The 24,387-nt window shown below is 72.6% G+C and carries 23 protein-coding genes and 1 riboswitch; of the genes, 12 read left to right on the top strand and 11 right to left on the bottom strand.

Features of this window, described 5'->3' with window-relative positions; all coding sequences use genetic code 11:
• The first annotated feature begins 58 nt into the window (after positions 1-58).
• Both O5O46_RS07010 and O5O46_RS07005 read left to right on the top strand, forming a co-directional pair.
• Positions 59-1,354 carry a DUF58 domain-containing protein gene (locus O5O46_RS07010; protein WP_269854361.1) on the top strand — a complete coding sequence of 432 codons (1,296 nt, stop codon included), beginning with the start codon at positions 59-61 and terminating at the stop codon, positions 1,352-1,354.
• Positions 1,351-3,813, top strand: coding sequence for a transglutaminase family protein (locus tag O5O46_RS07005; protein WP_269854360.1), 2,463 nt, complete (start codon positions 1,351-1,353; stop codon positions 3,811-3,813). Before O5O46_RS07010 ends, O5O46_RS07005 begins: the two co-directional genes overlap by 4 nt.
• Positions 3,814-3,870: 57 nt before the next feature.
• Here the strand turns inward: O5O46_RS07005 and O5O46_RS07000 are convergent, their stop codons facing one another.
• The 3 genes from O5O46_RS07000 to O5O46_RS06990 form a co-directional block, all read right to left on the bottom strand.
• A complete protein-coding gene (locus tag O5O46_RS07000) occupies positions 3,871-4,275 on the bottom strand; it encodes a DUF3040 domain-containing protein (protein ID WP_269854359.1) in 405 nt (134 codons plus the stop codon).
• A 263-nt stretch (positions 4,276-4,538) separates the two neighbouring features.
• Positions 4,539-5,294: a methyltransferase gene (locus O5O46_RS06995; RefSeq protein ID WP_269854358.1), complete on the bottom strand. Its 756-nt coding sequence runs from the start codon at positions 5,292-5,294 to the stop codon at positions 4,539-4,541.
• Positions 5,295-5,404: 110 nt separating this feature from the next.
• Positions 5,405-5,899 (bottom strand): SAV_6107 family HEPN domain-containing protein, encoded by a 495-nt coding sequence (locus O5O46_RS06990; protein WP_269854357.1) that lies wholly within the window; start codon positions 5,897-5,899, stop codon positions 5,405-5,407.
• Between the two features lie 231 nt (positions 5,900-6,130).
• Here O5O46_RS06990 and O5O46_RS06985 point away from each other — a divergent pair, with 231 nt between their 5' ends.
• From O5O46_RS06985 to O5O46_RS06970, 4 genes are all read left to right on the top strand, one after another.
• Positions 6,131-6,934 carry an ATP-binding cassette domain-containing protein gene (locus O5O46_RS06985; RefSeq protein ID WP_269854356.1) on the top strand — a complete coding sequence of 268 codons (804 nt, stop codon included), beginning with the start codon at positions 6,131-6,133 and terminating at the stop codon, positions 6,932-6,934.
• A complete protein-coding gene (locus O5O46_RS06980) occupies positions 6,906-8,993 on the top strand; it encodes a YhgE/Pip family protein (RefSeq protein WP_269854355.1) in 2,088 nt (695 codons plus the stop codon). The genes O5O46_RS06985 and O5O46_RS06980 overlap by 29 nt, the downstream gene beginning before the upstream one ends.
• Before the next feature lie 19 nt (positions 8,994-9,012).
• The gene (locus O5O46_RS06975; RefSeq protein ID WP_269854354.1) at positions 9,013-9,615 is read left to right on the top strand and encodes a TetR/AcrR family transcriptional regulator; all 603 of its coding nucleotides are present in this window, start codon (positions 9,013-9,015) and stop codon (positions 9,613-9,615) included.
• A gap of 67 nt (positions 9,616-9,682) precedes the next feature.
• Entirely contained in the window at positions 9,683-11,110 is a 1,428-nt protein-coding gene (locus tag O5O46_RS06970; protein WP_269854353.1) for a phytoene desaturase family protein, read from the top strand.
• A gap of 134 nt (positions 11,111-11,244) precedes the next feature.
• Here O5O46_RS06970 and O5O46_RS06965 read toward each other — a convergent pair whose 3' ends face one another.
• The 5 genes from O5O46_RS06965 to O5O46_RS06945 form a co-directional block, all read right to left on the bottom strand.
• Positions 11,245-12,036 carry a hypothetical protein gene (locus O5O46_RS06965; RefSeq protein ID WP_269854352.1) on the bottom strand — a complete coding sequence of 264 codons (792 nt, stop codon included), beginning with the start codon at positions 12,034-12,036 and terminating at the stop codon, positions 11,245-11,247.
• 59 nt (positions 12,037-12,095) lie between these two features.
• Positions 12,096-13,013, bottom strand: coding sequence for a methylenetetrahydrofolate reductase [NAD(P)H] (gene metF, locus O5O46_RS06960; protein ID WP_269854351.1), 918 nt, complete (start codon positions 13,011-13,013; stop codon positions 12,096-12,098).
• 60 nt (positions 13,014-13,073) lie between these two features.
• On the bottom strand, positions 13,074-13,757 hold the full coding sequence (gene thiE / locus O5O46_RS06955; protein WP_269854350.1) for a thiamine phosphate synthase: 684 nt from the start codon (positions 13,755-13,757) through the stop codon (positions 13,074-13,076).
• Between the two features lie 25 nt (positions 13,758-13,782).
• On the bottom strand, positions 13,783-14,157 hold the full coding sequence (locus O5O46_RS06950; protein ID WP_269854349.1) for an Rv2175c family DNA-binding protein: 375 nt from the start codon (positions 14,155-14,157) through the stop codon (positions 13,783-13,785).
• A gap of 229 nt (positions 14,158-14,386) precedes the next feature.
• Positions 14,387-15,556 (bottom strand): NAD(P)/FAD-dependent oxidoreductase, encoded by a 1,170-nt coding sequence (locus O5O46_RS06945; protein ID WP_269854598.1) that lies wholly within the window; start codon positions 15,554-15,556, stop codon positions 14,387-14,389.
• Positions 15,557-16,065: 509 nt separating this feature from the next.
• Positions 16,066-16,179: riboswitch (TPP riboswitch) on the top strand.
• Between O5O46_RS06945 and thiO the strand changes: the two genes are divergently transcribed.
• From thiO to O5O46_RS06920, 5 genes are all read left to right on the top strand, one after another.
• Entirely contained in the window at positions 16,176-17,348 is a 1,173-nt protein-coding gene (gene thiO, locus O5O46_RS06940) for a glycine oxidase ThiO (RefSeq protein ID WP_269854348.1), read from the top strand. (Overlaps the previous riboswitch by 4 nt.)
• Positions 17,345-17,545 (top strand): sulfur carrier protein ThiS, encoded by a 201-nt coding sequence (gene thiS / locus O5O46_RS06935; RefSeq protein WP_269854347.1) that lies wholly within the window; start codon positions 17,345-17,347, stop codon positions 17,543-17,545. The genes thiO and thiS overlap by 4 nt, the downstream gene beginning before the upstream one ends.
• Before the next feature lie 4 nt (positions 17,546-17,549).
• On the top strand, positions 17,550-18,359 hold the full coding sequence (locus tag O5O46_RS06930) for a thiazole synthase (protein WP_269854346.1): 810 nt from the start codon (positions 17,550-17,552) through the stop codon (positions 18,357-18,359).
• 43 nt (positions 18,360-18,402) lie between these two features.
• Positions 18,403-20,307: a Stk1 family PASTA domain-containing Ser/Thr kinase gene (gene pknB, locus O5O46_RS06925; protein ID WP_269854345.1), complete on the top strand. Its 1,905-nt coding sequence runs from the start codon at positions 18,403-18,405 to the stop codon at positions 20,305-20,307.
• Positions 20,307-21,179, top strand: a complete 873-nt coding sequence (locus O5O46_RS06920; protein ID WP_269854597.1) for a deoxyribonuclease IV — start codon at positions 20,307-20,309, stop codon at positions 21,177-21,179. Before pknB ends, O5O46_RS06920 begins: the two co-directional genes overlap by 1 nt.
• Before the next feature lie 110 nt (positions 21,180-21,289).
• On the opposite strand, the gene O5O46_RS06915 is transcribed toward O5O46_RS06920, so the two are convergent.
• Positions 21,290-21,904 (bottom strand): sulfite oxidase-like oxidoreductase, encoded by a 615-nt coding sequence (locus O5O46_RS06915; RefSeq protein WP_269854344.1) that lies wholly within the window; start codon positions 21,902-21,904, stop codon positions 21,290-21,292.
• 171 nt (positions 21,905-22,075) lie between these two features.
• Between O5O46_RS06915 and bfr the strand changes: the two genes are divergently transcribed.
• A complete protein-coding gene (gene bfr / locus O5O46_RS06910) occupies positions 22,076-22,558 on the top strand; it encodes a bacterioferritin (RefSeq protein WP_269854343.1) in 483 nt (160 codons plus the stop codon).
• A gap of 7 nt (positions 22,559-22,565) precedes the next feature.
• Here bfr and O5O46_RS06905 read toward each other — a convergent pair whose 3' ends face one another.
• Positions 22,566-22,862, bottom strand: a complete 297-nt coding sequence (locus O5O46_RS06905) for a (2Fe-2S)-binding protein (protein WP_269854342.1) — start codon at positions 22,860-22,862, stop codon at positions 22,566-22,568.
• A 128-nt stretch (positions 22,863-22,990) separates the two neighbouring features.
• Positions 22,991-24,340: a class II 3-deoxy-7-phosphoheptulonate synthase gene (locus O5O46_RS06900; protein ID WP_269854341.1), complete on the bottom strand. Its 1,350-nt coding sequence runs from the start codon at positions 24,338-24,340 to the stop codon at positions 22,991-22,993.
• Positions 24,341-24,387 lie beyond the last annotated feature (47 nt).

Genomic DNA, 24,387 nt, shown 5'->3' with positions numbered 1-24,387 from the left:
CGCGAGCACCGTGCCGACCGCGGTCCGCGCCAACCCACCGGAAGCGGGGAGCCGTCTCATGACCGCCGAGCCCGAAAGGGCGGTACGGCAGGCCCTCGGAGGGCTGACCACCCGTGGCCGGTCGTTCCTGGCCGCGGGACTGGCCGCGGGCATCTGCTCGTACGTCCTCGGGCAGCCCGACCTGCTGCGGGTCGGGCTCCTGCTGGCCGGGCTGCCGCTGGTCTGCGTGCTCGCGCTGTACCGCACCCGGTACCGGGTGGCCAGCACCCGTCGGCTGAGCCCTTCGCGGGTGCCCGCGATGTCCGAGGCGCGGGTGCTGCTGCGCGTGGAGAACGTCTCCCGGCTGCCCACCGGTCTGCTGATGCTCCAGGACCGGGTGCCGTACGTGCTCGGCCCGCGTCCGCGGTTCGTACTGGACCGGGTGGAGCCGGGCGGCCACCGGGAGGTGGCCTACCGGGTCCGCTCCGACCTGCGCGGCCGCTATCCGCTCGGGCCGCTGCAGCTCCAGTTGGCGGACCCGTTCGGCATGTGCGAGCTGACCCGGTCGTTCACCACCGCCGACACACTGACCGTCGTGCCGCGCACCGAACCGCTTCCGGGGGTGCGGCTGGCCGGTGAGGCGTCGGGGTACGGGGACAGCGGCTATCGCGCCCTGGCGCTGGCCGGTGCCGACGACGTGATTCCGCGCGGCTACCGGTACGGCGACGACCTACGGCGGGTGCACTGGCGATCCACCGCCAAGTACGGGGAGTTGATGGTGCGTCGCGAGGAGCAGCCGCACCGGGCCCGCTGCACGGTACTGCTGGACACCCGGCGCTCCGCCTTCCACGGCGCCGGTCCCGACTCCTCCTTCGAGTGGGCGGTGACCGGCGCCGCGTCGGTCGCCGTGCACATGCTGGAGCGCGGCTACGCGGTCCGGTTGCTGACCGACACCGGCAGCTGTGTGCCGGGCCCCGACGGCGCCACCGCCTTCGGCGGCTCGGGCGCCGAGTCCTCGGAGACGGCCGGGCTGCTGCTGGACGCGCTCGCCGTGGTGGACCACTCCGAGGCCTCCGGGTTCTCCGCCGCGCACGAGGTGCTGCGCGGCGGGAACGAGGGGCTGGTGGTGGCCTTCCTCGGCGAGCTGGACGAGGAGCAGGCGGCGGCGGTGGCCCGGATGCGGCAGCGCACCGGAGGCGCGGTCGCCTTCGTGCTGGACGGACGGGAGGACGGCGCGTGGGCCACCGGCCCACTGCGGACACTGCGGGAGGCGGGCTGGACAGCGCTGCCGGTCCGGACCGGCGACCAGCTCGCCGGTCTGTGGCGGCAGGCGGACGGTTCCGCCTCGCCCGGCGGGACGGGGGCCGGGCGATGAGCGCGGGGGCACGGCTGACGTTCTGCGCGGCACTGGCCTCGCTGCTGACGGCGTGCTCGCTGCTGCCGCTGGCCACGCCGACGGTGTGGCTGGTGCAGGCCGCGGTGCTGGTGCTGGCGCAGTCGGCGGTGGGCGCGGTCGGGCGGCGGATTCCGCTGGCCAGGCCGCTGACGGTGGCGTTGCAGGCGGTCGTGTCGCTGGCACTGCTGGCCCTGGTGTTCGTCCGGGGCCAGGCGGTGCTCGGCGTGCTGCCGGGCCCGTCCGCGATCGACGGCCTGGGCCGACTGCTCGGGGACGGGGTGCGCGACGTCGGCCAGTACGCCACTCCGGCGCCGGTGACCGGCGGGATCCGGTTGCTGCTGGTGGGCGGGGTGCTGCTGATCGCGCTGGTGGTGGACGTGCTGGCGGTGACCTACCGCAGCGCCGCCCCCGCCGGGCTGCCGCTGCTGGCGCTGTTCTCGATCGCCTCCGGGCTCGACGAGGGGGGCGGGCACTGGCTGTGGTTCCTGCTCGCGGCGGGCGGCTACCTCCTGCTGCTGCTCGCCGAGGGCCGGGACCGGCTGTCCCGCTGGGGCCGGGTGTTCGGCGGCGCGGCGCGCCGTTCCGGGCCTCCGGCGGACGCCGCGGGTCACGGCGCGGTGGCGCCGGTGCGCACCGGTCGGCGGATCGGCGCGCTGGCCCTGGGACTGGCACTCGTGGTGCCGGCCCTGCTGCCCGCGATGGGCGGCGGGCTGCTGGACGCCGGCGACCCGGACGGGCCGCTCGGCCACGGCGGGGGCACCATCACCGCGGTCAATCCGCTGGTGTCGTTGCAGAACAACCTCAACCAGCCGGCCGACCGGGAGGTGCTGCGCTACCGCACCACCTCCCCCGACGCGCTCAGCATGTATCTGCGGGTCATCACCCTCGACCAGTTCGACGGCACCTCCTGGAAGGCGTCGACCCGCGGCGTCACGGACGTTCCCGGCACTCTGCCGTCGCCCGCCGGGCTCAGCCCGGGGGTGCAGGTGAGCCAGGTAGCCACCTCGATCGCCGCCGCCTCCTGGTACGCCCAGAGCTATCTGCCACTGCCCTATCCGGCGACGAGGGTGCGGATCGGCGGCAACTGGCGGTACGAGCCCGAGGGCCGCACCCTGGTCGGCGACCACGGGCAGACCACGGCGAACGCGCAGTACCAGGTCGCCAGCCTGCTGGTGGCGCCGACCGCGCGCCAGCTCGCCGACGCGCCCCCCGCCCCGGACCGGATCCGTCGCGAGTACACCCGGGTGCCCGGCTCGCTGCCGCCGGAGGTACGGCAGACCGCGCAGCAGGTGACGCGGGGCGCCACCAACGACTACGAGCGCGCGGTCAAGCTGCAGAACTGGTTCACCCTCACCGGCGGCTTCACCTACGACACCCGGGTCCAGGAGGGCAGCGGACCGGACGCGATCGTCCGCTTCCTGCACGACAGGCGGGGCTTTTGCGTCCACTTCGCCTTCACCATGGCGGCGATGGCGCGCACCCTGGGCATTCCGGCCCGGGTCGACGTGGGCTTCGTCCCCGGCACCCAGCAGCCGGACAACTCCTGGTCGGTCGGGCTGAAGGACGCGCACGCCTGGCCCGAGCTGTACTTCGAGGGCGTCGGCTGGACCCGCTTCGAGCCCACCCCGAGCCGGGGCAGCACCCCCGACTACACCCGGGACACCAGCACACTGCCCAGCGGCCATGACCCGGCCGGGCCGCAGCAGGGCGCCAGCGCGGCGCCGTCGGCCAATCCGTCCGCCGGGACGGCCTGCGCCCAGGGGGGCCACCGCGCCGATGACTGCGGAGCCGTCGGGCAGCCCGCGTTCGGCGCTCCGACCGGCGGCAACGGCCCGGGCGGCGGGGTGCTGGCGGGCCTGGTCGGTGTGGTGCTGCTGGGCGCGCTGTGCGCGCTGCCGATGGTGTGGCGGTCCCGGGTGCGCACCGCCCGGCTGGCCCGCGCGGAGGGCTCGCCGGGCGGCGGGGGGCTGACCGCGTGGCTGGAACGTGCTGACGGCTCGCCGGGCGCCCAGCCGGGACGCGATGACGGCGCGCCGGGTGACAGGGTGCTGGCCGGCTGGCGGGAGCTGGTGGACAGCGCCTGGGACTACGGCGTGCTGCCGAACGACGCGGAGACCCCGCGCCGGGCGGCCGACCGGCTGGTCCGGGTGGCCCGGCTGGACGACGAGGCGGCGGCAGCGGCGCGCCGGTTGGCGGTCGCGGTGGAGCAGGCGCTGTACGCACCGGCGCCGGGCCCGGTGGCGGAGGTCGCCGAGGACGTGCGGCGGGTGCGCCGGGCGCTGTACGCCGGGGCCGACCGGGTCACCCGGCTGCGGGCGGTGCTGGCGCCCCGGTCGGCGGCGCGGCTGGGGTGGCGGGTCGCCGATCGCTGGGGGCGGGTGGTACGCCGGGGGCGCGAGGTGGCGGAGCGCGCGGCAGCGGTGGTCAGGGTGCGTTGAGGGGCGCGGGTTCCGATGGAACCCGCGCCCCTCAACGGCACGCTCTGCTGAGGACTCTCAGGGACCCTGCTGCTCATCGCGGCGGCGCTGCCACCGCTCCTCGATCCGGTCCATCACCCGTCCCCTGCGCCGGGGATGACGGCCGTACGGCCCCGAGGACATGCCCATGCCCGGCTGCTGCTGGGCGGGTTTGGCGGAGCGCCGCCAACCGGTGATCGCGAGCGCGGCGCAGCCCAGCATGACGAGGAAGCCGACCACACTGATCCAGATCTGCTGGGCGACCATTCCGGCCATCAGCAGCCCGATGCCGACCAGGAAGCCCGCTACCGCCTGGTAGACACGTCGTCGAGTGAACGTGCGCAGCCCGCTTCCCTCAAGCGCCGACGCGAACTTGGGGTCTTCGGCATACAGCGCTCGCTCCATCTGCTCAAGCATGCGCTGCTCGTGCTCCGAGAGCGGCACGGAGTCCTCCTACTCGTCGGTCGCAGGGGCGCGACCGGTACGACCCTTTCAGGATAGGCAGGGATTCGTCCCCGTGAAACCCGCCCCTGAGCGCCAATCCAGCCGCCGATGCGCTTTTCGCGTACCCGCTTCGGTGACGAGCGCGGCGGGCCGAGGAGTGCATTCCCCACCCGCCGGTTCGTCATGCTGTCGTTGCTTTACCCAGATGATACGTTCCACATCCCTGGAACGGGCGGGCTGTGACGGACTGCTCGCCCGGCTCGTCAGCCGCGGTGCGCCAGCACGTGCAACTGCGTCGCGATCGAGTGGAACGCGGGCAGTTCGGCGGCGGCCAGTTCCAGCTTGAGCAACGCGTCCAGCGCGCCGGGCTCGGTGTCCACCAGCACTCCGGGCACCAGGTCGGCGAAGACCCGCACTCCGTGCACGGCGGCGACCGCCAGGCCCGCTTCGGCGACCAGCGCGGTCAGGTCGTCCGTGGTGAAGCGGCGGGGCAGCGGGTCGCCCTCGCCCCATCGGCCGTCGGGGTCGGTGAGCCCCTGCCGGGCCTCGGCGAAGTGCCCGGCGATGGCCCGGGCGAGCACCGCGCCGTTGCGGCTGGCGGCCAGCAGACTGAGGGTGCCGCAGGAGCGCAGCGCACGGACCGCGTTGCGCACGCCCTCGGCCGGGTCGTCCAGGTACTCCAGCACGCCGTGGCAGAGCACCACGTCGTACGAGGACGGCGAAACCACGTCGAGCAGGCCGTGCGCGTCGCCCTGCACCCCGCGGATGCGCTCGGTGACCCCGGACTCGGCCGCCCGCCGCTCCAGCCCGAACAGCGCGTCGGGGCTGGGGTCGACCACCGTCACCCGGTGGCCGAGCCGGGCGACCGGAACCGCGAAGTTCCCGGTGCCGCCGCCGGTGTCCAGTACGTCGAGCACCTCCACACCCGAGGCTTTGGCCTGCCGTTCCAGGGCGTCCTTGAGCACCTCCCAGACAACGGCGGTTCGCAGGGAGGCTCGGGGGCGCAGCGGATCTGACACGGCGGGGCGGCTCCTCGGCGCGGCGTGCCGGGCTCTGCCGCCCGGACACGGAACTTGACGTCGGCCTCCACCTTAGTGGCCACCGGCCGGGAACCCCCTCCCGCCGGGTGCTACCGCAAGGGCGGCTGGAGCCCCAGCATCCGTTCCACCAGGCGCAGGAACATGCCCGTGGCGCGCACCAGGTCATCCGCCTCGCGCCAGCTCGCGGCACCGGGTATGCCCGCTTCCGCGCGGGCCCTGCGGCTGGCGCCGGAGGCGAACAGGGCGCTCCACTCGGCCAGTTCGGGCGCCACCTCGGGCAACACCTCCCACGCGCTGCGGATGCGCTGCCTGCGGCGGCCGGTCGGCTGCGGGCGGGCCCGGACGGCGAGCACCGCGGCGGCGGTGCGCAGCGCGGCGAGGTGGGCGGTGGCGTAGCGCTCGTTGGCGGTCGGGAGGGCCGCGGCTTCGTCGAGGCCGGTATGGGCCTGGGCCAGCAGATCGAGGGCGGCGGGCGGTGCGGCCATCTTGCGCAGAACGGGGTGAACGTCGGTGGGCGGACCGGATACCGGGCCGGCGGCGGCATGACGGTGGCGTGCGCGTGCGTTGGCGGCGGTGGCAGCCATGGCGACCTCCTGTCTTCGGACTCCTGCCTTCCTTCGGACGACGGTGCGAGTCCGTCCACGCTCATAGTGGGGCAGACCACTGACAATCGGCTCTGACCTGCGTAAACACCGGTAACCACGGCCCAGTTGACGCTTCGGCCACCCCCGCCGGGAATACCGCGCCCCTCATGGGGCATACTTTTTTTGAACTGACCAGTCAGTTCAAGTAGGGACGAGTCAGAGGGAGGGCACGTGGGTCGGCACGCCGAAGCACAAACGGACACCGCCGCACCCGGCGGAGCGGCGGTCAGCGCGAACGGGTTCGGACTCAAGGGACCCCGCGGCTGGGTGTTCCGGAACGTCACGTTCGATGCGCCGTCCGGGAGTCTGGTCGCCATCGAGGGACCGTCCGGCACCGGCCGGACCTGCCTGCTGCTGGCGCTCACCGGCCGGATGCGCGGCACCGAGGGCCACGCCGAGGTCGCCGGGCACCGTCTGCCCAAGGCTCTGACCGCGGTCCGCCGGATCAGCGCGCTCGGCCCCGTGGACGGCGTGGCGGAACTCGACCCGGCGCTGACCGTGGGCGAGCACCTGCGGGAGCGGGCGCTGCTGCAGCGCCGGTTCGACGGCTCGCTGCGCGCCCTGCTGCGGCCCCGCCGTGAACGTGCCGCGCAGGACCGCGCCCGGGCGGAGCAGGCCCTCGCCGCCGCCGGGCTCGACCTGGAGACGCTGCCGAAGGGCCCGCGCACCTATGTGCGGGACCTGGAACGGCTGGAGGCGCTGCGGCTGGGCATCGCACTGGCCCTGATCGGCCGCCCGCGGGTGCTCGCGGTGGACGACGCCGACCACAAGCTGTCCGCCGGGGACCGCGCGGCCGCCTGGACCACCCTCGGGTCGATCGCCGACGCCGGCACCACCGTGCTCGCCGTGTGCACCGAGGCGCCCGAGGACGCGATCACCGTACGCCCGGCCGACGCGGGCACCACCACCAGCGACAAGACCACCGAGACCGAGGAGGAGGCGGCGGATGCGTACGCCGAGGCTGGCCGCGCTTGAGCTGCGCAAGTTCGGCAGGGGGCGGCTGCCGAGGGCCGCGATGGCGGCGCTCCTGCTGCTGCCGCTGCTCTACGGAGCGCTGTACCTGTGGTCGTTCTGGGATCCCTACGGGCGCCTGAACAAGATTCCGGTGGCGCTGGTCAACGCCGATCAGGGCGCGACCGTGGGCGGCAAGAAGCTCACCGCGGGCGATGACATCGTCGCCAAGATGCACGGCAACAGCAGCGGCTTCGACTGGCAGGAGACGGACGCCGCGCACGCCGCCAAGGGCGTCGAGAACGGCAAGTACTACCTGTCGCTGACCATTCCGGCCGACTTCAGCCGCCGCATCGCCTCCAGCGGGGGCAACGACCCGCAGACCGGCGCCCTACAGGTGCGCACCAACGACGCCAACAACTACATCGTCGGCACCATCTCCCGTTCGGTCTTCGCCCAGATCCGCTCGGCCGCCTCTGCCAACGCCTCGAAGGGCTTCTACGACAAGATCTTCGTCTCCTTCTCCGACATCCACGACAAGACGCAGCACGCGGCACAGGGCGCCGACAACCTGCATGGCGGCATCGACAAGGCCCAACAGGCCACCGGCAAGCTGGCCGACGGCCTCAACACCGCCAAGGACGCCAGCGCCCGGATCGGCAACGGCCTCGGCTCACTGCGGTCCGGCAGCAGCGACCTGGCCAGCGGCGCACACACCCTGGCGGACGGCACACAGCAGTTGGCCGACAAGGTCAACGGACTCACCGACAACTACGGCGCGTTCCTGAAGTCGAACAGCAAGCAGATCGGCCTCACCGCCCAACTGATCGCCGACGTCTCCCAGCAGATCCGCGACAACCTCGGTGACCTGCCGCAGAAGTCCTCCAGCATCGCCACCGCCGCGCAGACCGCCGCGGACCTGTCCCGCAAGTACTACGACGCACGTTGCGGCGCCGCGCCCCAACCCGGCGCGGACTGCGCCACGTTGAAGGACATCGCGGACATCAACGCCCAGCAGGCGAGCGACGCCAAGAGCCTCGACGCCTCGCTGAAGACGGACTCCTCCGCGCTGGACAAGCTGGACGGCAACCTCAGGACGCTGCACCAACTGGCGCAGCAGATAGCCGACAACGCACCGAACCTGTCCTCCGACCTGGACACCGCGGTCGCCAAGGTCAACGCGCTGAACAAGGGCGCGCACGACGTCGCCAACGGCGCCGACGGTGTGCGGGACGGCGCCGGCACCGCCAAGAGCGCGGTCGACACCCTGGACTCCGGCATCGGCGACCTCCAGTCCGGCGCGCAGACGCTCAACGGCGGCATGTACAAGCTGTCCGACGGTTCCAACACCCTCGCCACCGGCCTGAAGGACGGCGTCCAGCAGATCCCGGACTACGACGAGAAGGACCGCGACGCACGCAGCGCGGTGATGTCCGACCCCGTACAGCTGCTGTCCCAGGCGACGCACAAGGCGTCGACCTACGGCACGGGCTTCGCCCCGTACTTCATCCCGCTGTCGCTGTGGGTGGGCGCCATGGTGGCGTACATGCTGATGCAGCCGCTGAGCAAGCGCGCGCTGTCCGCGGGCGCCCCGGCGTGGCGGATCGCCTTCGCGGGCTGGCTGCCGGCCGCGGCGGTAGGCGTGCTCCAGGTCGGCGCACTGCTGGCGGTGCTGCACTGGGCGATCGGGTTGCAGATGGCACGGACGGCGGGCACCGTCGGGTTCCTGGTGCTGGTCACCGGATGCTTCGCGGCCATCGTCCAGTGGCTGAACGCCCGCTTCGGACCCGCGGGACGGGTGCTGGTGCTGGCCCTGCTGATGCTCCAGCTGACCTCGGCAGGCGGAACGTATCCGGTGCAGACCTCGCCCGCGTTCTTCAACGCGATCCACCCGTTCCTGCCGATGAGCTACATCGTCGACGGGCTGCGGCACCTGATCACCGGCGGTGAGCTGTGGCCGGTGTGGCGGGCGTGCCTGGTGCTGCTGGCGTTCACCGCAGGCTCCCTTACCCTCACGGCGTGGAGCGCGAGCCGCAAGCAGGTGTGGACGGTGGATCGGCTCCACCCCGAGATCAGCTTGTGACGGGGAGGAGAATCGGCGCATGAACAGCGCACGACGCCAGGCCACCCGGCAGCGGCTCTACGAGGCCGCGGTCACCCTCATCGCGGAGAAGGGGTTCTCGTCCACGACCGTGGACGAGATCGCCGAGCGCGCCGGGGTCGCGAAGGGCACCGTCTACTACAACTTCGCGAGCAAGAACGACCTCTTCGAGGAGTTGCTGCGGCACGGCGTGGGGTTGCTCACCGGCTCCCTGCGCGAGGCGTCGGAGAACGTGATCGCCGAGGGCGGCAGCCGGGTGGACGCGCTGGACGCGATGATCCGGGCGGGGCTGGTCTTCATCGGCCGCTCCCCGTCGTTCACCCAGCTGTACGTCGCCGAACTGTGGCGCACCAACCGGGCCTGGCAGTCCACCTTGATGATGGTCCGCCAGGAGGCGATCGCGGTGGTGGAGAAGGTGCTGCGGGAGGCGGTGGACCGCGGCGAGCTGAGCGACGAGATCGACGTGCCGCTCACCGCGTCCGCCCTGTTCGGCATGGTCCTGGTGGCCGCGCTCGACTGGCAGGCGTTCCAGCCGGACCGCGACATCGACGACGTCCACGCGGCGCTGTCCCGCCTGCTGCAGGGCCGCGTGGGCGGCGGCTGAGGCCGGGAGCCCCGCGGGCCGGTCCCGGCGGGGGTGACTGTCAGTGGTGCCCGATACAGTCCCTGACATGGCACGAATCGCGGTAATCGGCGCGGGTATGGGCTCGCTGGCGACCGCCGCCCGGCTCGCCACGGGCGGCCACCGGGTGGCGGTGTACGAGCGCGCGGAAACCTACGGCGGCGGCGTCGCCCGGTACGAGCGGGACGGGTTCGCGTTCGACACCGGCCCCGGACTGCTCCATCTGCCCGCCGTCTACCGCGACTTGTTCGTCAAGACCGGCAAGGAGACGCTGGAGCGCAGCGTCGAGCTGACCCAGGTTGATCCGTCGAGCGAACATCTGCTCCCGGACGGCACGCGCTTCGCGCTGCCCAACGCGTCCCGCGCGGGCGTGGTCGCGGCGCTCGACGAGGCGTTCGGCGGCGGGGCGGGCGAGCGCTGGGGCGAGGTCATGAACAGGGCGCGGGCGGTCTGGGAGGCCACCCGCCGCCCACTGCTGGAGGACACGCTGGCCGCCGACACCGCACCGCTCGGTCGCGACCCGTACCCGGCGCGGCGGCGCGGCCTGTTCGGCCGCAGCTCCGCCCCCACGATCGCCGAGGTGGGCCGCCGCGAGCTGAAGCACCCCGGTCTCGCCGCGCTGCTGGCGGCCTACGTGCTGGGGTACGGGTACGACCCGGCCACCGCGCCGGCCAGTGCGGCGGTGCTGCCGTACATGGAGCAGACCTTCGGTTCCTGGTACGTCGGCGGGGGCCTGCGGGCGCTCGCCGACGCGGTGTTCGAGCGCTGTACGGCGCGCGGGGTCGAGTTCCACTTCGGGGCCGAGGTGGCCGAGGTGGTCGAGAAGGACGGCCGGGCGGTGGGGGTGCGGCTCGCCGACGGCACGTTGGCGGAGGCCGACACGGTGGTCCGCGGCACCCCGCGCCAGCCGCTTGCGGTGGACCTGGCCCGCTTCACCGTGCTGCTGGCGCTTCGCGGCCCGCGCCCGGCCGGGACGGCGCACCGCACCCTGGTGCACGGTACGGACCGCCCGCACGACGGCCGTCCGGGCACCCCCGCGCCCACGGTGACGGTGCTGCGGCCCGATGACGCCCGGCTGCGGCCGGACGACGCGCACGAGTCCGTCACGCTGACGGTCACCGTGCCTGCGCAGGGGCCGGTGGACTGGACGGCGCCGGGCTACGCGGACGCGTTCGCCGACCGGGTGGTCGAGGCGGCCGAGGCCGCGGTCCCGGGGCTGCCCGAGCGGGTCCTGTGGCGCGAGGTGCGGACTCCGGTGGACACCGAGCGGCTCACCGGTGTGCCCGGGGGCGCGGTGCCGGGACCGGCGCTGGCCGGGGCGGCAGGTGCGTACCTGCGTACCGGCAACCGCGCCCGGCCCGAGGGCCTGTATCTCGTGGGCGGCTCGGCGCATCCCGGCGGCGGCCTGGCGCACGCCGGAATGTCCGGCGCGATCACCGCCGACCTCATCGCCGGCGGCCCGGGCGGCAGCAGGTAGGCCTCCGGCCAGGTTCCGCGCTTCAGCGGCGGGCGCTCGGACCGCCTGGCTCCGCCAGGGGGTTGCTCGCCGTCGCGGCGGTTCTGTTCCGGGGCGAGCCCACCACGGCCCGTGATCAGGCCCGGCCGCAGGCCCTAGTAGTGGTAGGGGTCGTACGGGTCCGTGGGTTGGGGCTGGTCATGTGCGGGGGGCGCCTGTTGGGGGATGTGGGGCTCGGGGTGGTACTCCGGGTTCCAGACCCCGCCGGGCGGTGTCTCGTAGCCGTACTGCGCGGCGGCGTAAGGATCCTGCGCCGGATAGGCGTACTCCCCGTACTGCGGATACTGCTGCTGGCCGTAGCCGTAGTCCGGCTGCGGCGTGTTGCCGAAGACATCCGGCTCGTACGCGTAGGACGGCTGCTGCTGCCACCCGTAGCCCTCGTAGCCGTCGCCCGGGTGCGGCTGGTAGGCGGCGTACTCCCCCGTCTCCTCCGGCATCGGCATCGGCGAGTACACCTGGGTGCTGTCCACACCCTGCGGGTACTCCTCGCTGCCGGTGCCGTACGGCTCGAACTCGGCCGTCTCCAAAGGCGGTTCGGGCTGGGCCGGGGGCTGCTCCGGCGCCGTCGGCACCTCACTCGCCGGGGCGCTCCCCGCTCCGCGGCCCCCTTTGCGGCGGCGGCTGGAACCTGGCCGTCCGCCGAGCGCCCAACCGGCGGCGAAACCGCGCCGGTACGACAGCGTGACGAAGGTCTGCCCGGCCGCGAACGCCGCCGCGCCCAGGCAGATCACGATCACCGACGGCAGGGCGACGCCCAGGACCACGCCGCAGAACCCGGAGAAGGCCAGCAGCCGCCAGCGCAGCCGCGCCTTGTACTGGAGCAGTACCTCGCCCAGCAGCCAGAGCGCCACGACACCGAACGCGATGTAGAGCACCGTGTAGCCCATGCGCGCACTTCCTTTTACCGTTCACCGCCGTCGTATCCCCCGGGGCGCGGATCCGCCCGCTACGACCTTCGGTGCAGACCGAGATTCTCGTAGATTTCCAGCGATGCCGTGGAGTGGTTCAGGGTAATGAAGTGCAGTCCCGGGATGTCCTCGTCCATCAGTCTGCGGCACATCTCGCTGGCGAACTCCACACCGATGGCCCGCACCGCCGCCGGGTCGTCCTGGACCGCGAGGATCCGTTCCGCCAGCGAGGGCGGGAACGGGGCGTTGCCGAGCTGCGAGAAGCGCTCGATCTGCCGGACGTTGGTGACCGGCATGATCTCCGGAATGATCGGCGTCTCGCATCCGGCCCTCGCCACCCGGTCCCGCAGCCGCAGGTAGTCCTCGGCGTTGAAGAACATCTGGGTGATGGCGAAGTCGGCGCCCGCCCGGCACTTGTCCACGAAGTACCGGGTGTCGGACTCCGGGTCGAGGGAGCGCGGATGCATCTCGGTGAAGGCCGCCACGCCCACGCAGAAGTCCCCGGACTCCTTGATCAGCGAGACGAGTTCCGCGGCGTAGCGCAGGCCCTGCGGGTGCGGGACCCACTCGCCCATCGGGTCACCGGGCGGGTCGCCACGGACCGCGAGCATGTTGCGGATTCCGGCGTCCGCGTACTGGCCGATGATGTTGCGCAGTTCGGCGACCGAGTGGTTGACCGCGGTCAGATGCGCGCACGGGGTCAGCGTGGTGTCGGAGACGATGCGGTCGGTGGCGCGGACCGTTCCCTCACGGGAGGAGCCGCCCGCACCGTATGTCACGGATACGAAGGTCGGCCGGACGGCCTCGATGCGGCGGATGGCGTCCCACAGGGTCCGCTCGCCCTTCTCGGTCTTCGGGGCAGCGAATTCGAAGGAGTACGAGCGCTCGCCGGACGAGAGCAGTTCACGAATGGTGACCGCGCGATCGGTCCTGGTGGAAGAGGTTCCAAGGGCCATGTCGTTCAGGCTAACGGCCAGTGTGGACGGTCCGTAACCCAGCTTCCGCGATATGAGCGGTTATGACGGAGTTCCGTCCGCGCCTCGGACGATCTTGGCAAAGCGTGCCGCCGCCTCGGCGGGGTCGTCCGCCTCGGTGATCGCCCGGACCACGACGATCCGCCGCGCGCCGGCGGCCAGCACCTGCTCCACGTTGGACAGGTCGATGCCGCCGATGGCGAACCAGGGGCGTTCGGTGGCCAGCCCCGCCGCGTACTCCACCAGCGGCAGGCCGGGGGCGTGCCGCCCGGGCTTGGTGGGCGTGGGCCACACCGGCCCGGTGCAGAAGTAGTCCGCACCGGGCTCGATGGCGGCCGCGGCCGCTTCGGATTCGGCATGGGTGGAGCGTCCGATGACCACCTCGTCGCCGAGGATGGCGCGGGCGGCGGGCACCGGCAGGTCGCCCTGCCCGAGGTGCAGCACGTCCGCGCCCACCGCGTGTGCGACGTCCGCCCGGTCGTTGACCGCGAGCAGCTTGCCGTGCCTGCGGCAGGCCTCCCGGAAGACCGCGAGGTGTTCCAGCTCCTCGGCGGCCTCCATGCCCTTGTCCCGCAGCTGCACGATGTCCACGCCGGAGCCGAGGACCGCGTCCAGGAACTGGGGCAGATCGCCCTGCCGCCTGCGGGCGTCGGTGCACAGGTAGACCCGGGCGTCGGCGAGCTGTGCGCGCAGCGCGCGCCCGCGGTTCTCGGCGGTGGTGGTCATACGGTGGCGCTCCCCCCGGATCGGGTCAGACGGCGAGCGCCTGGGCGCGGCGCTTCACCTCGGTTCCGCGATTCTCCCGCAGTGCCTGGACGGGGGTGCCGGGGAGGGTCGGGTCGGCGGTGAACAGCCACTCCAACGCCTCTTCGTCGGTGAAGCCGTCGTCCCTGAGCAGCGTCAGCGTTCCGGCGAGGCCCTTGACCACCTTGCCGGTGCCGATGAAGTCGGCGGGGACCATCAGAACCCGGTTTTCGCCCCGGCGAACCGCGATGAGCTGACCCTCCTTGATCAGCTGCCGAACGCGGGTCACTTCGACATCGAGCCGCTCGGCGGCGTCGGGCAGGGTGAGCCAGGAAGGAACGAGGGCGTCAATCTTGGGGTCAATCGACGAGTAACCAGTCACGGGGACAAGCGTGCCATCCCGCACCGACAACCGGTACCCGACTGGTTCCCCCGGGGGAGGCCCGTGGTGCGGCGCCCTTACGGACTGCGTCCATGAGGGCCGGGCCACCGATTCAACGTCACTCTTACGGCCGCCCGCCGCTGGGGGCCGGTGCGCGCGGCACCGCCGGGCCGCGCCGTGCTGGACGCCCGCCGTCGCGGCGGGCCCTTCGGAAGCGGCCCCCGGGGCGTCACGCCGCGCTGCGGACCGCCGACTTCAGCGGGACGGCGGGGTCCGCGGCCGCCGCGGGGTCCAGTCGGGCGCCGCGTTCGATCAGCTTGCGGCCCTGCGCCAGGTCGCGGGGGCGGCCCACGGCGAGCAGTGCGGCCAGCGCGCCGTCCCGCAGCCAGCACACCGACCACGCCGGACCGTCCGGATCGCCGCGCCGCAGCAGCTGGTCGGAGTCCGTGTGGTGGCCCGCGTACTGCACGAAGCGCCCGAACTGCTCGGACCAGAAGTACGGCACCGGGTCGTACGGCTCGTCCTCGCCCAGCAGGTTCGCCGCCGCCGTGCGCGGGCCCTGCACCGCGTTGTCCCAGTGGTGGATGAGCAGCCGCTCGCCGTAGCGGGCGGACGGGAACGACGCGCAGTCGCCGACCGCCAGGACGCCGGGGACCGAGGTGCGCAGCCGGTCGTCGGCGCGTACCGCCCGGTGCTCGTCCAGTTCGACGCCGGAACCGGCCAGCCAGCCGGTCGTCGGGCGCGCCCCGATCCCGATCACCACCGCGCCGGCGATCAGCCGGGTGCCGTCGGAGAGCAGTACGGCGCCCGGTTCCACCCCGGCGACCTGGACGCCGGTGAGCAGCCGTACCCCGGCCTCCTCGTACCAGCCGCGCATCGGCGCGGAGATCTCGGCGGGCAGCACCCCGGCCAACGGCCGCTCCGCGGCCTCGACCACGGTCACCTCGCAGCCGGACTCGCGGGCCGCGGTGGCGAACTCGGCGCCGATCCACCCGGCGCCGACCACGACCACCTGGCGTTTGGCGGCCAGCACCGGGCGCAGCGCGTTCGCGTCGTCCAGCGTGCGCAGCATGTGCACGCCGGGCACTCCGGCCGCGCCGGGCAGCGTCACGGGTTCCGCGCCGGTGGCGATCACCAGCCGGTCGTACGCGAGCGGGCCGCCGGCCGTCACGACCTGCCGCTCGTCCGGGCGCAGCGCGTCGGCGTGCTGGCCGAGCCGCAGTTCGATGCCGAGTCCGGCGAAGTCCACGTCGAAGGCGGAGCCGTCGGCCGCGCCCAGCAGTACGGACTTCGACAGCGGCGGGCGGTCGTAGGGGTGGTGCGGTTCCGCGCCGAGCAGTGTGATCGATCCGCCGAACCCGTGCTCGCGCAGCGACACCGCGGTCTGCACTCCGGCCATTCCGGCCCCGACCACCACGACTCGGCGCACGCTCTGCTCATCCCTCACGCGATCACGGTAGCGCCGTCCGGCGCGGTTTCCGCAGCATCGTGCGGAGAGATCCCTGACACATCGTCACGGCTTGCGGCCGGTTCGCGCCGCCGAACCGCGCCGTGGGGGTTGCTCGCCATCGCGGCGGATTTCTTTCCGGGGGCAAGCCCCGGACCCCCTGCGGCTGCGACAGCGCTCACCCCGGCAGAACCCCGTCGCAACGGCGTGGAGCCGGGACTCGCCCCCGGAAGACCCCGCCCGACGGGGCCATGGGCTCGTCCAGAGGAATCCGCCAGGCCAGGGGGTATGGGGGCCTGCCCCCGGAAAAGGATCCGCCGCAGCGGCGAGCAACCCCGCGAACCGGACCGGCGGTCCGCAACCACCGCCCCCCACACCCCGCGAAGGGCCGCCGGCACCACCCGGCCGGGGTCCCGGGGGGGGTCGCCCCCCGTACCTCACGCAGTAAGGTACGGGTACGCATACGCACTCGCGGGAGCCCGGACGTACCGGGCTGAGAGGGCGGCTGACCGGCCGCCGACCGTACGAACCTGATCCGGGTCATACCGGCGAAGGGAGGAGCGGAACCGTCATGCACGTTTCCGGTTGCCCGCCGCAAGGCGACGTGCTCGTCATCGGTGGCGGAATCATCGGCCTTGTCACAGCCTGGCGCGCGGCCCAGCGCGGGCTGCGAACGGCGGTGGTCGACCCGGCGCCGGGCGGTGGCGCCGCCCGTGTCGCCGCCGGGATGCTCGCCGCCGTCACGGAACTCCAGTACGGCGAGCAGACCCTGCTGGACCTCAACCTGGCGTCGGCGCGCCGCTATCCGTCGTTCGCCGCGGAGCTGACCGAGGCCACCGGCCTCGACCTCGGTTACCGCCCATGCGGGACGCTCGCGGTCGCGCTGGACGCCGACGACCGCGCGGCGCTGCGCGAACTGCACGCCTTCCAGCTCTCCCTGGGCCTGGAGTCCGAGTGGATCAGCGGCCGCGACTGCCGCCGCCTGGAGCCGATGCTGGCCCCCGGCGTGCGCGGCGGTCTGCGGGTGGACGGCGACCACCAGGTCGACCCCCGACGGCTGGCCAACGCCCTGCTGCTGGCCTGCGAGGGCGCCGGGGTGGCCTTCCACCGCGACCTCGTCGAGCGGATCGCCGTGGACGGCGACCGGGCCCGCGGCGCGGTACTGCGCGGCGGCACCTCGCTCACCGCCGAGCACACCGTGCTGGCGGCGGGCAGCCGCAGCGGCGTCGTCGCGGGCCTGCCCGAGCACGTACTGCCACCGGTGCGGCCGGTGAAGGGCCAGGTGCTGCGGCTGCGGATCCCGCGGGCGTACGCGCCGTTCCTGTCCAGGACGGTGCGCGGGGTGGTGCGCGGCGGCCATGTCTACCTGGTGCCGAGGGAGAACGGCGAGCTGGTGGTCGGCGCGACCAGCGAGGAGCTGGGCTGGGACACCGAGGTCACCGCGGGCGGCGTCTACGAACTGCTGCGGGACGCGCACGACCTGGTGCCCGGCATCACCGAACTACCGCTCGCCGAGACCCTGGCCGGGCTGCGTCCCGGCTCACCGGACAACGCGCCGCTACTCGGGCCGACCGCGCTGCCCGGGCTGCTGCTGGCCACCGGCCACCACCGCAACGGGGTGCTGCTCACCCCGATCACCGGCGATGTCATGGCCGAGGCGCTGACCACCGGCGAAGTCCCGCCGTACGCCCGCCCGTTCACCCCCGCACGATTCGCGAACGCACTCCAGGAGCAGGCCGTATGACCGTCTCGCTGAACGGTGAAGCCCGCGAAGTCCCCGAAGGCCTCACCCTTGACCGCCTCGTCGCCACCCTGACCACCGCGCACTCCGGGGTGGCCGCCGCCGTCAACGAAACCGTCGTTCCGCGCAGCCGCTGGACCAGCACCGCGCTCGGCGAGGGAGACCGCGTCGAGGTGCTCACCGCGGTCCAGGGAGGCTGATCACATGGCCGACGACCTGTTCAGGATCGCCGACGCCGCCTTCACCTCCCGCCTGATCATGGGCACCGGCGGAGCGCCCAGCCTTGAGGTGCTGGAGCAGGCGCTGCTCGCCTCCGGGACCGAGCTGACCACGGTCGCGATGCGCAGGCTGGACCCGACCGTGCGCGGCTCGGTGCTTTCGGTGCTGGAGAAGCACGGCATCCGGGTGCTGCCGAACACCGCGGGCTGCCACACCGCCGGGGAGGCGGTGCTGACCGCACGGCTGGCCCGGGAGGCACTGGGCACCGACTGGGTCAAGCTCGAAGTGGTCGCGGACGAGCGCACGTTGCTGCCCGACCCGGTCGAACTGCTCGACGCCGCCGAGACGTTGGTGGACGACGGCTTCGTGGTGCTGCCGTACACCAACGACGACCCGGTGCTGGCCGCCAAGCTGGAGGACGTGGGATGCGCCGCGGTGATGCCGCTGGGCTCGCCGATCGGTTCCGGGCTCGGTATCCGGAACCCCTACAACTTCCAGTTGATCACCGAGCGGGCGTCGGTTCCGGTGATCCTCGACGCGGGCGCGGGCACCGCCTCGGACGCGGCGCTCGCCATGGAGCTGGGGTGCGCGGGGGTGATGCTGGCGTCCGCCGTGACGCGGGCGCAGCAGCCGGTGCTGATGGCGGCCGCCATGCGGCACGCCGTGGAGGGCGGGCGGCTCGCCGCGCGGGCCGGACGGATCCCGCGGCGGCACCACGCGCTCGCGTCCTCACCCGACGAGGGCAGGGCCGCCCTGGACCCGGAACGTCCGGCGTGGGGCGCGGCCGGGACCTGACGGGCACCGGGGTTCCACAGTCCCACCTCGTAAACTCCCTTGCGTGAATACGACCCTGCAGGACCCGCTCGTCGGGCACGTGCTCGACGGCCGGTACCGGATCGAGGCGCGGATCGCCGTCGGCGGGATGGCCACGGTCTACCGGGCCGTGGACACCCGTCTCGACCGAGTGCTGGCGCTGAAGGTGATGCACCCGGCGCTGGCGGGCGACGATGCCTTCGTCGAGCGGTTCATCCGGGAGGCCAAGGCGGTGGCCCGCCTTGACCACCCCAACGTCGTGGGCGTGTTCGACCAGGGAACCGACGGCACGTACGTCTACCTGGCGATGGAGTACGTGGCCGGCTGCACCCTGCGCGATGTGCTGCGGGAGCGCGGCGCGCTGCCGCCGCGGGCCGCGCTGGACATCCTGGAGCCGATACTGGCCGCGCTGGGCGCCGCGCACCTGGCGGGCCTGGTGCACCGCGACATGAAGCCGGAGAACGTCCTGATGGGCGACGACGGCCGGGTCAAGGTCGCCGACTTCGGCCTGGTGCGCGCGGTGGGCACCGACACCACCTCCACCAGCGGTTCGGTGCTGGGCACCGTGTCGTACCTGGCGCCGGAGCAGATCGAGCACGGCACCGCCGACGAGCGCTCCGACGTCTACGCGTGCGGTGTACTGCTCTACGAGATGCTCACCGGCGCCAAGCCGCACAACGGCGGCACCCCGGCCACCGTGATCTACCAGCACCTGCACGAGGACGTCGGGCCGCCCTCGGCCGCCGTGCCGGGGCTCGCGCCGGAGCTGGACGAACTGGTGACCACCATGGCGTCCCGTACGCCGCAGCCGCGCCCGGCCGACGCGGTGGCGGCGCTGGGGCGGTTGCGCGCGGCGCGCGGCGCGCTCACCGACGAGCAGCTGGACGCGGTACCACCGCAGGCCCTGGCGGGCGCGGAGGACGACGACCGTACGACGGTCATCCGCCGCACCGGCGGCGAGCGCACCGAGGTGATCAACCGCACCAGCCGCTTCCAGCTGCCACCGGACCTGATCAAGCACGAGGAGCCCCCGGCGCCCGGCAGCCCGCGGCGGCTGCCGCGGCGCGGCCTGATAGCGATCGTCACCGTGCTCGCGGTGCTGTTCGGCACCGGCGCGGTCGTCTGGTACGTGGGTTCCGGGCAGTTCACCAGCGTGCCGCCGGTCCTGGCGCTGTCCAGGGCGCAGGCCGAGCAGAAGCTGCGGGGCGCCGGGCTCGGGGTGCGGGTCAGCGAGGACTTCAGCGAGACGGTCGCCAAGGACCACGTGATCTCCACCGATCCCGGCCCCGGCGCCCGGATCCGCGGCAACGGCACGGTGCGGGTGGTCGTCTCGCGCGGCCCGCAGCGCACCGACGTGCCGCAGGTGGTCGGCAAGCCGCTGGACCAGGCGCAGCGGCAGATCAAGGACGCCGGACTGACCCCGGGCACGGTCGCCAGGGAGTTCAACGACACGGTGCCGGCGGGCGCGGTGATCTCCACCGATCCCGCACCGGGCACCCCGCGCAAGAACGGCGACGCGGTGGCGATCACCGTCAGCCGGGGCAAGGCGGTGGCGGTCCCCGACGTGGTGGGTTCCACGGTCAGCGACGCCGAACAGAAGCTCCAGGCCGCCGGGTTGAAGGCGCAGGTCTCCGGCAGCCCGGTGTACTCGGACTCGGTGCCCAAGGACTCCGTCGCCCAGCAGAGCCCGGCCGACGGCCAGGCCGCGCAGGGCGACACGGTCACCCTCACCGTCTCCAAGGGCCGGCAGTTGTTCAAGGTGCCGGATGTGACCGGTCAGGACACCGACACCGCGAAGCAGACCCTTGAGGCGGCGGGCTTCAAGGTCACCGTGATCAACCTGTTCTTCACCGGCAAGGTCTTCAGCGAGTCGCCCGGCGGCGGTTCGATGCAGCCGAAGGGCACCACGATCACCCTGTGGGCGCGCTGATGGGTACGGCGGGCGGTGCGGTCCGCAACCCGGTCGGCGCCCATGTCCCGGTGGCCGGAGGACTGGCGGCCACCGGCCTGGGGTACGCGCGGGACATCGACGCGGAGACGGTCCAGGTCTTTGTCGCCAACCCGCGCGGCTGGGCGACGCCGGTGGGCAACCCGGCGCAGGACGAGGCGTTCCGCGAACAGTGCGCGGAGGCGGGCATACCGGCGTTTGTGCACGCCCCCTACCTGATCAACTTCGGCTCGCACACCGCGGCGACGGTCGACAACTCGGTGGCCTCGATGCGGCATTCGCTGCGGCGGGGCCGGGCGATCGGGGCGCGGGGCGTGGTGGTGCACACCGGTTCGGCGACCGGCGGGCGCACCCGCGCGGTGGCGCTCGCGCAGGTACGGGAGCGGATGCTGCCGCTGCTGGAGGAGCTGGAGCACGAGGACGACCCGTGGCTGCTGCTGGAGCCCACGGCCGGGCAGGGCGCCTCGTTGTGCTCGCTGATGGCGGACCTGGAGCCGTACTTCGAGGCGTTGGACCGGCATCCGAGGCTGGGCGTGTGCCTGGACACCTGCCATGTCTTCGCCGCGGGCCACGACCTGGCGGCCCCCGGGGGCATGAAGCAGACGCTGGACCTGCTGACGGAGACGGTCGGCGAGGGGCGGCTTCGGCTGATCCACGCCAATGACTCCAAGGACGTGGTCGGCGCGCACAAGGACCGGCACGAGAACATCGGCGCCGGTCACATCGGCGCGGAGCCCTTCCGGGAGCTGTTCCGCCATCCGGCGACCGAGGGCGTGCCGCTGGTGATCGAGACCCCGGGGCCGAAGGTGAACTACGCGGCCGACGTGGCACGCCTCAAGGCGCTGCGGGCTTAGCGCTTCGCGGGGCGCGGCCGCTTCGCACCGCCGGTCCACGCCGCGGTGGCTGCCGAGGCGGGTCGGCGGTCCGAGCCAACCGCGACCCGAGGGCGGGATCCGCCGGAAGGCTAGAGTTCTGGGCCGTCGCCCGGTTCCTCCTGGTAGGAGTAGCGCTGTTCGCGCCAGGGGTCGCCGAGGTTGTGGTAGCCGCGCTCCTCCCAGAAGCCGCGGCGGTCGGCGACCATGTACTCCACCCCGCGCACCCACTTGGGGCCCTTCCAGGCGTACAGGTGCGGCACTATCAGCCGCACCGGGAAGCCGTGCTCGGCGGTGAGCAGCTCGCCGCCCCGGTGCGTGGCGAATATCGATTTGTCGTCAGCGAAGTCGTCCAGCCGCAGGTTGGAGCTGAAGCCGTACTCGGCCCAGACCATGACATGGGTGACGTCGGGGGCGGGCGGCGCCAGCTTCAGTACCGTCGAGGTGGCCACCCCGCCCCACTCCACGCCGAGCATGGAGAACTTGGTGACGCAGTGGAAGTCGCCGATCACCGTGGCGTGCGGCAGCGCCGAGAACTCCTCGTGGTTCCAGCAGTGCTTCTCGCCGTCGGCCGTGGCGCCGAAAACCCGGAACTCCCAGCGGTCCGGCTTGAACCTGGGCACCGGCCCGTAGTGCAGAACCGGCCAGCCGCGCTGAAGCCGCTGCCCGGGAGGAAGCTCTCCTTCGCGGCGTTCCGACTGACCCATGACTCCATGGTGACAGACCGGGCGGCATGCTCTTGACCAGCGGTATGCCAGCCAGTGAGTAATCCGGACAAGCCGCCATGAGTGTGCACTTACTGGATCGCTCTGGGGCTCGGTGCGAGGATGCGCCCATCTGCCCCGCCCCCAGGGCACCAACGAAGGGACGGCGTTGCCATGCAGGGCGACCCCGAGGTGATCGAGTTCCTCAACGAGCAGCTGACCGGCGAACTGACCGCGATCAACCAGTACTTCCTGCACGCGAAGATGCAGGAGAACTTCGGCTGGTACAAGCTCGCGAAATACACCCGGGCCGAGTCGTTCGACGAGATGAAGCACGCGGAGGTGCTCACCGACCGGATCCTGTTCCTGGAGGGGCTGCCCAACTACCAGCGACTGTTCCACGTCAGGGTCGGCCAGACGGTGACCGAGATGTTCCAGGCGGACCGGCAGGTCGAGGTGGAGGCGATCGACCGGCTGCGGCGCGGCATCGAGGTGATGCGGTCCAAGGGCGACATCACGTCGGCCAACATCTTCGAGGACATCCTCGCCGACGAGGAACACCACATCGACTACCTCGACACCCAGCTTGAACTGGTGGAGAAGCTGGGCGAACCGCTCTACATCGCGCAGGTCATCGAGCAGCCGGACGCCTCGTGAACCGGGCTCAGGCCGCCTCGACCGCCGCCGGCACCGGCCGCGGCGCGGCCACGGGCCCGGCGGTGGACGGCATCGCGGAGGGCGCCGCCGGAGTCAGCCGGGCCTGGATCGCATCGCGTGAGGCCTCGCCACGTGACGCACACCCGCCGCTCCGGCCGAGCAGCGCCTGGATGCGGCGGACGCAGGACCCGCAGTCGGTCCCCGCCTTGCACGCGGAGGCCACGTCGCGCGGAGTGCAGGCTCCGGCCGCCCGGTGCGCATGCACCTGCGCCTCGGTCACACCGAAGCAGCTGCATACGTACACGTGGTTTCACTCCCTGCGGGTCCCTAGATCAGTGAGGCAAACCTAACCTTACCTGGCGCGGCTGCCCGGGAAAAGCACCGAGGGGCGCGGATCGGTGTGATTCGCGCCCCTCGGCCAGGTCATGGGACCTACTGCTGCCGGTACATCTCCGCCACCAGGAACGCCAGGTCCAGGGACTGGCTGCGGTTGAGCCGGGGGTCGCAGGCCGTCTCGTAGCGCTGGTGCAGGTCGTCCACGAAGATCTCGTCGCCGCCGCCCACGCACTCGGTGACGTCGTCACCGGTCAGCTCCACATGGATACCGCCCGGGTGGGTGCCCAGGCCCTTGTGGACCTCGAAGAAGCCCTTGACCTCGTCCAGCACGTCGTCGAAGCGCCGGGTCTTGTGCCCGGAGGCCGCCTCGAAGGTGTTGCCGTGCATGGGGTCGCACACCCACGCCACCCGGGCGCCGGACGCGGTGACCTTCTCCACCAGTTCGGGCAGCCGGTCGCGGATCTTGTCGGCGCCCATCCGGGTGATGAACGTCAGCCGACCGGGCTCGCGCTCCGGGTCGAGGCGGTCGATCAGGGTGAGCGCGTCCTCGGGGCTGGTCTTCGGGCCGAGCTTGACGCCGATCGGGTTGCGGATCCGGGAGGCGAACTCGATGTGCGCGCCGTCCAGCTGCCGGGTGCGCTCGCCGATCCACACCATGTGCCCGGAGACGTCGTACAGCTTGCCGGTGCGCGAGTCCACCCGGGTCAGCGCCGACTCGTAGTCCAGGATCAGCGCCTCGTGCGAGGAGTAGAACTCGACGGTCTTGAACTCCTCCGGGTCCGTCCCGCACGCCTTCATGAAGTTCATCGCGCTGTCGATCTCCCGGGCGAGCGCCTCGTAGCGCTGTCCGGACGGGGACGACCTCACGAAGTCCTGGTTCCAGGCGTGCACCTGCCGCAGGTCGGCGTAGCCACCGGTGGCGAAGGCGCGCACCAGGTTCAAGGTGGCGGCCGAGGCGTGGTACATCCGCTTCAGCCGCTCCGGGTCCGGAGTGCGGGCCTCGGCGGTGAACTCGAAGCCGTTGACGCTGTCACCGCGGTAAGTGGGCAGGGTGACGCCGTCGCGGGTCTCGGTCGGCTTGGAGCGGGGCTTGGAGTACTGCCCGGCGATCCGGCCGACCTTCACCACCGGCACCGACGCGGCGTAGGTGAGAACGGCGCCCATCTGGAGCAGCGTCTTGAGCTTGCTGCGGATGTGGTCGGCGGAGACCGCGTCGAACGCCTCGGCGCAGTCACCGCCCTGCAGCAGGAACGCCTCGCCACGGGCGACGGCTCCCATACGGCTGCGCAGCAGGTCGCACTCGCCCGCGAAGACGAGCGGCGGATACGACTGGAGGTCCGCGATCACATCGCGCAGAGCCTCGGGGTTGGGCCACTCGGGCTGCTGCGCCGCGGGAAGGTCGCGCCAGGTGTTGCCACCGGCAGTGGATTCAGCGTTCACGGTCACAAGGCCAACACTACGGGGTCCCGTCCAGATCTTTTCTCCGATGCCCG

The sequence above is a fragment of the Streptomyces sp. RPT161 genome (genome assembly GCF_027533845.1).
Classification (GTDB): Bacteria; Actinomycetota; Actinomycetes; order Streptomycetales; family Streptomycetaceae; genus Streptantibioticus_A; species Streptantibioticus_A silvisoli_A.
The sequence above is the reverse complement of the archived record's forward strand: the minus strand, read 5'-3'. Positions and strand labels throughout refer to the sequence as shown.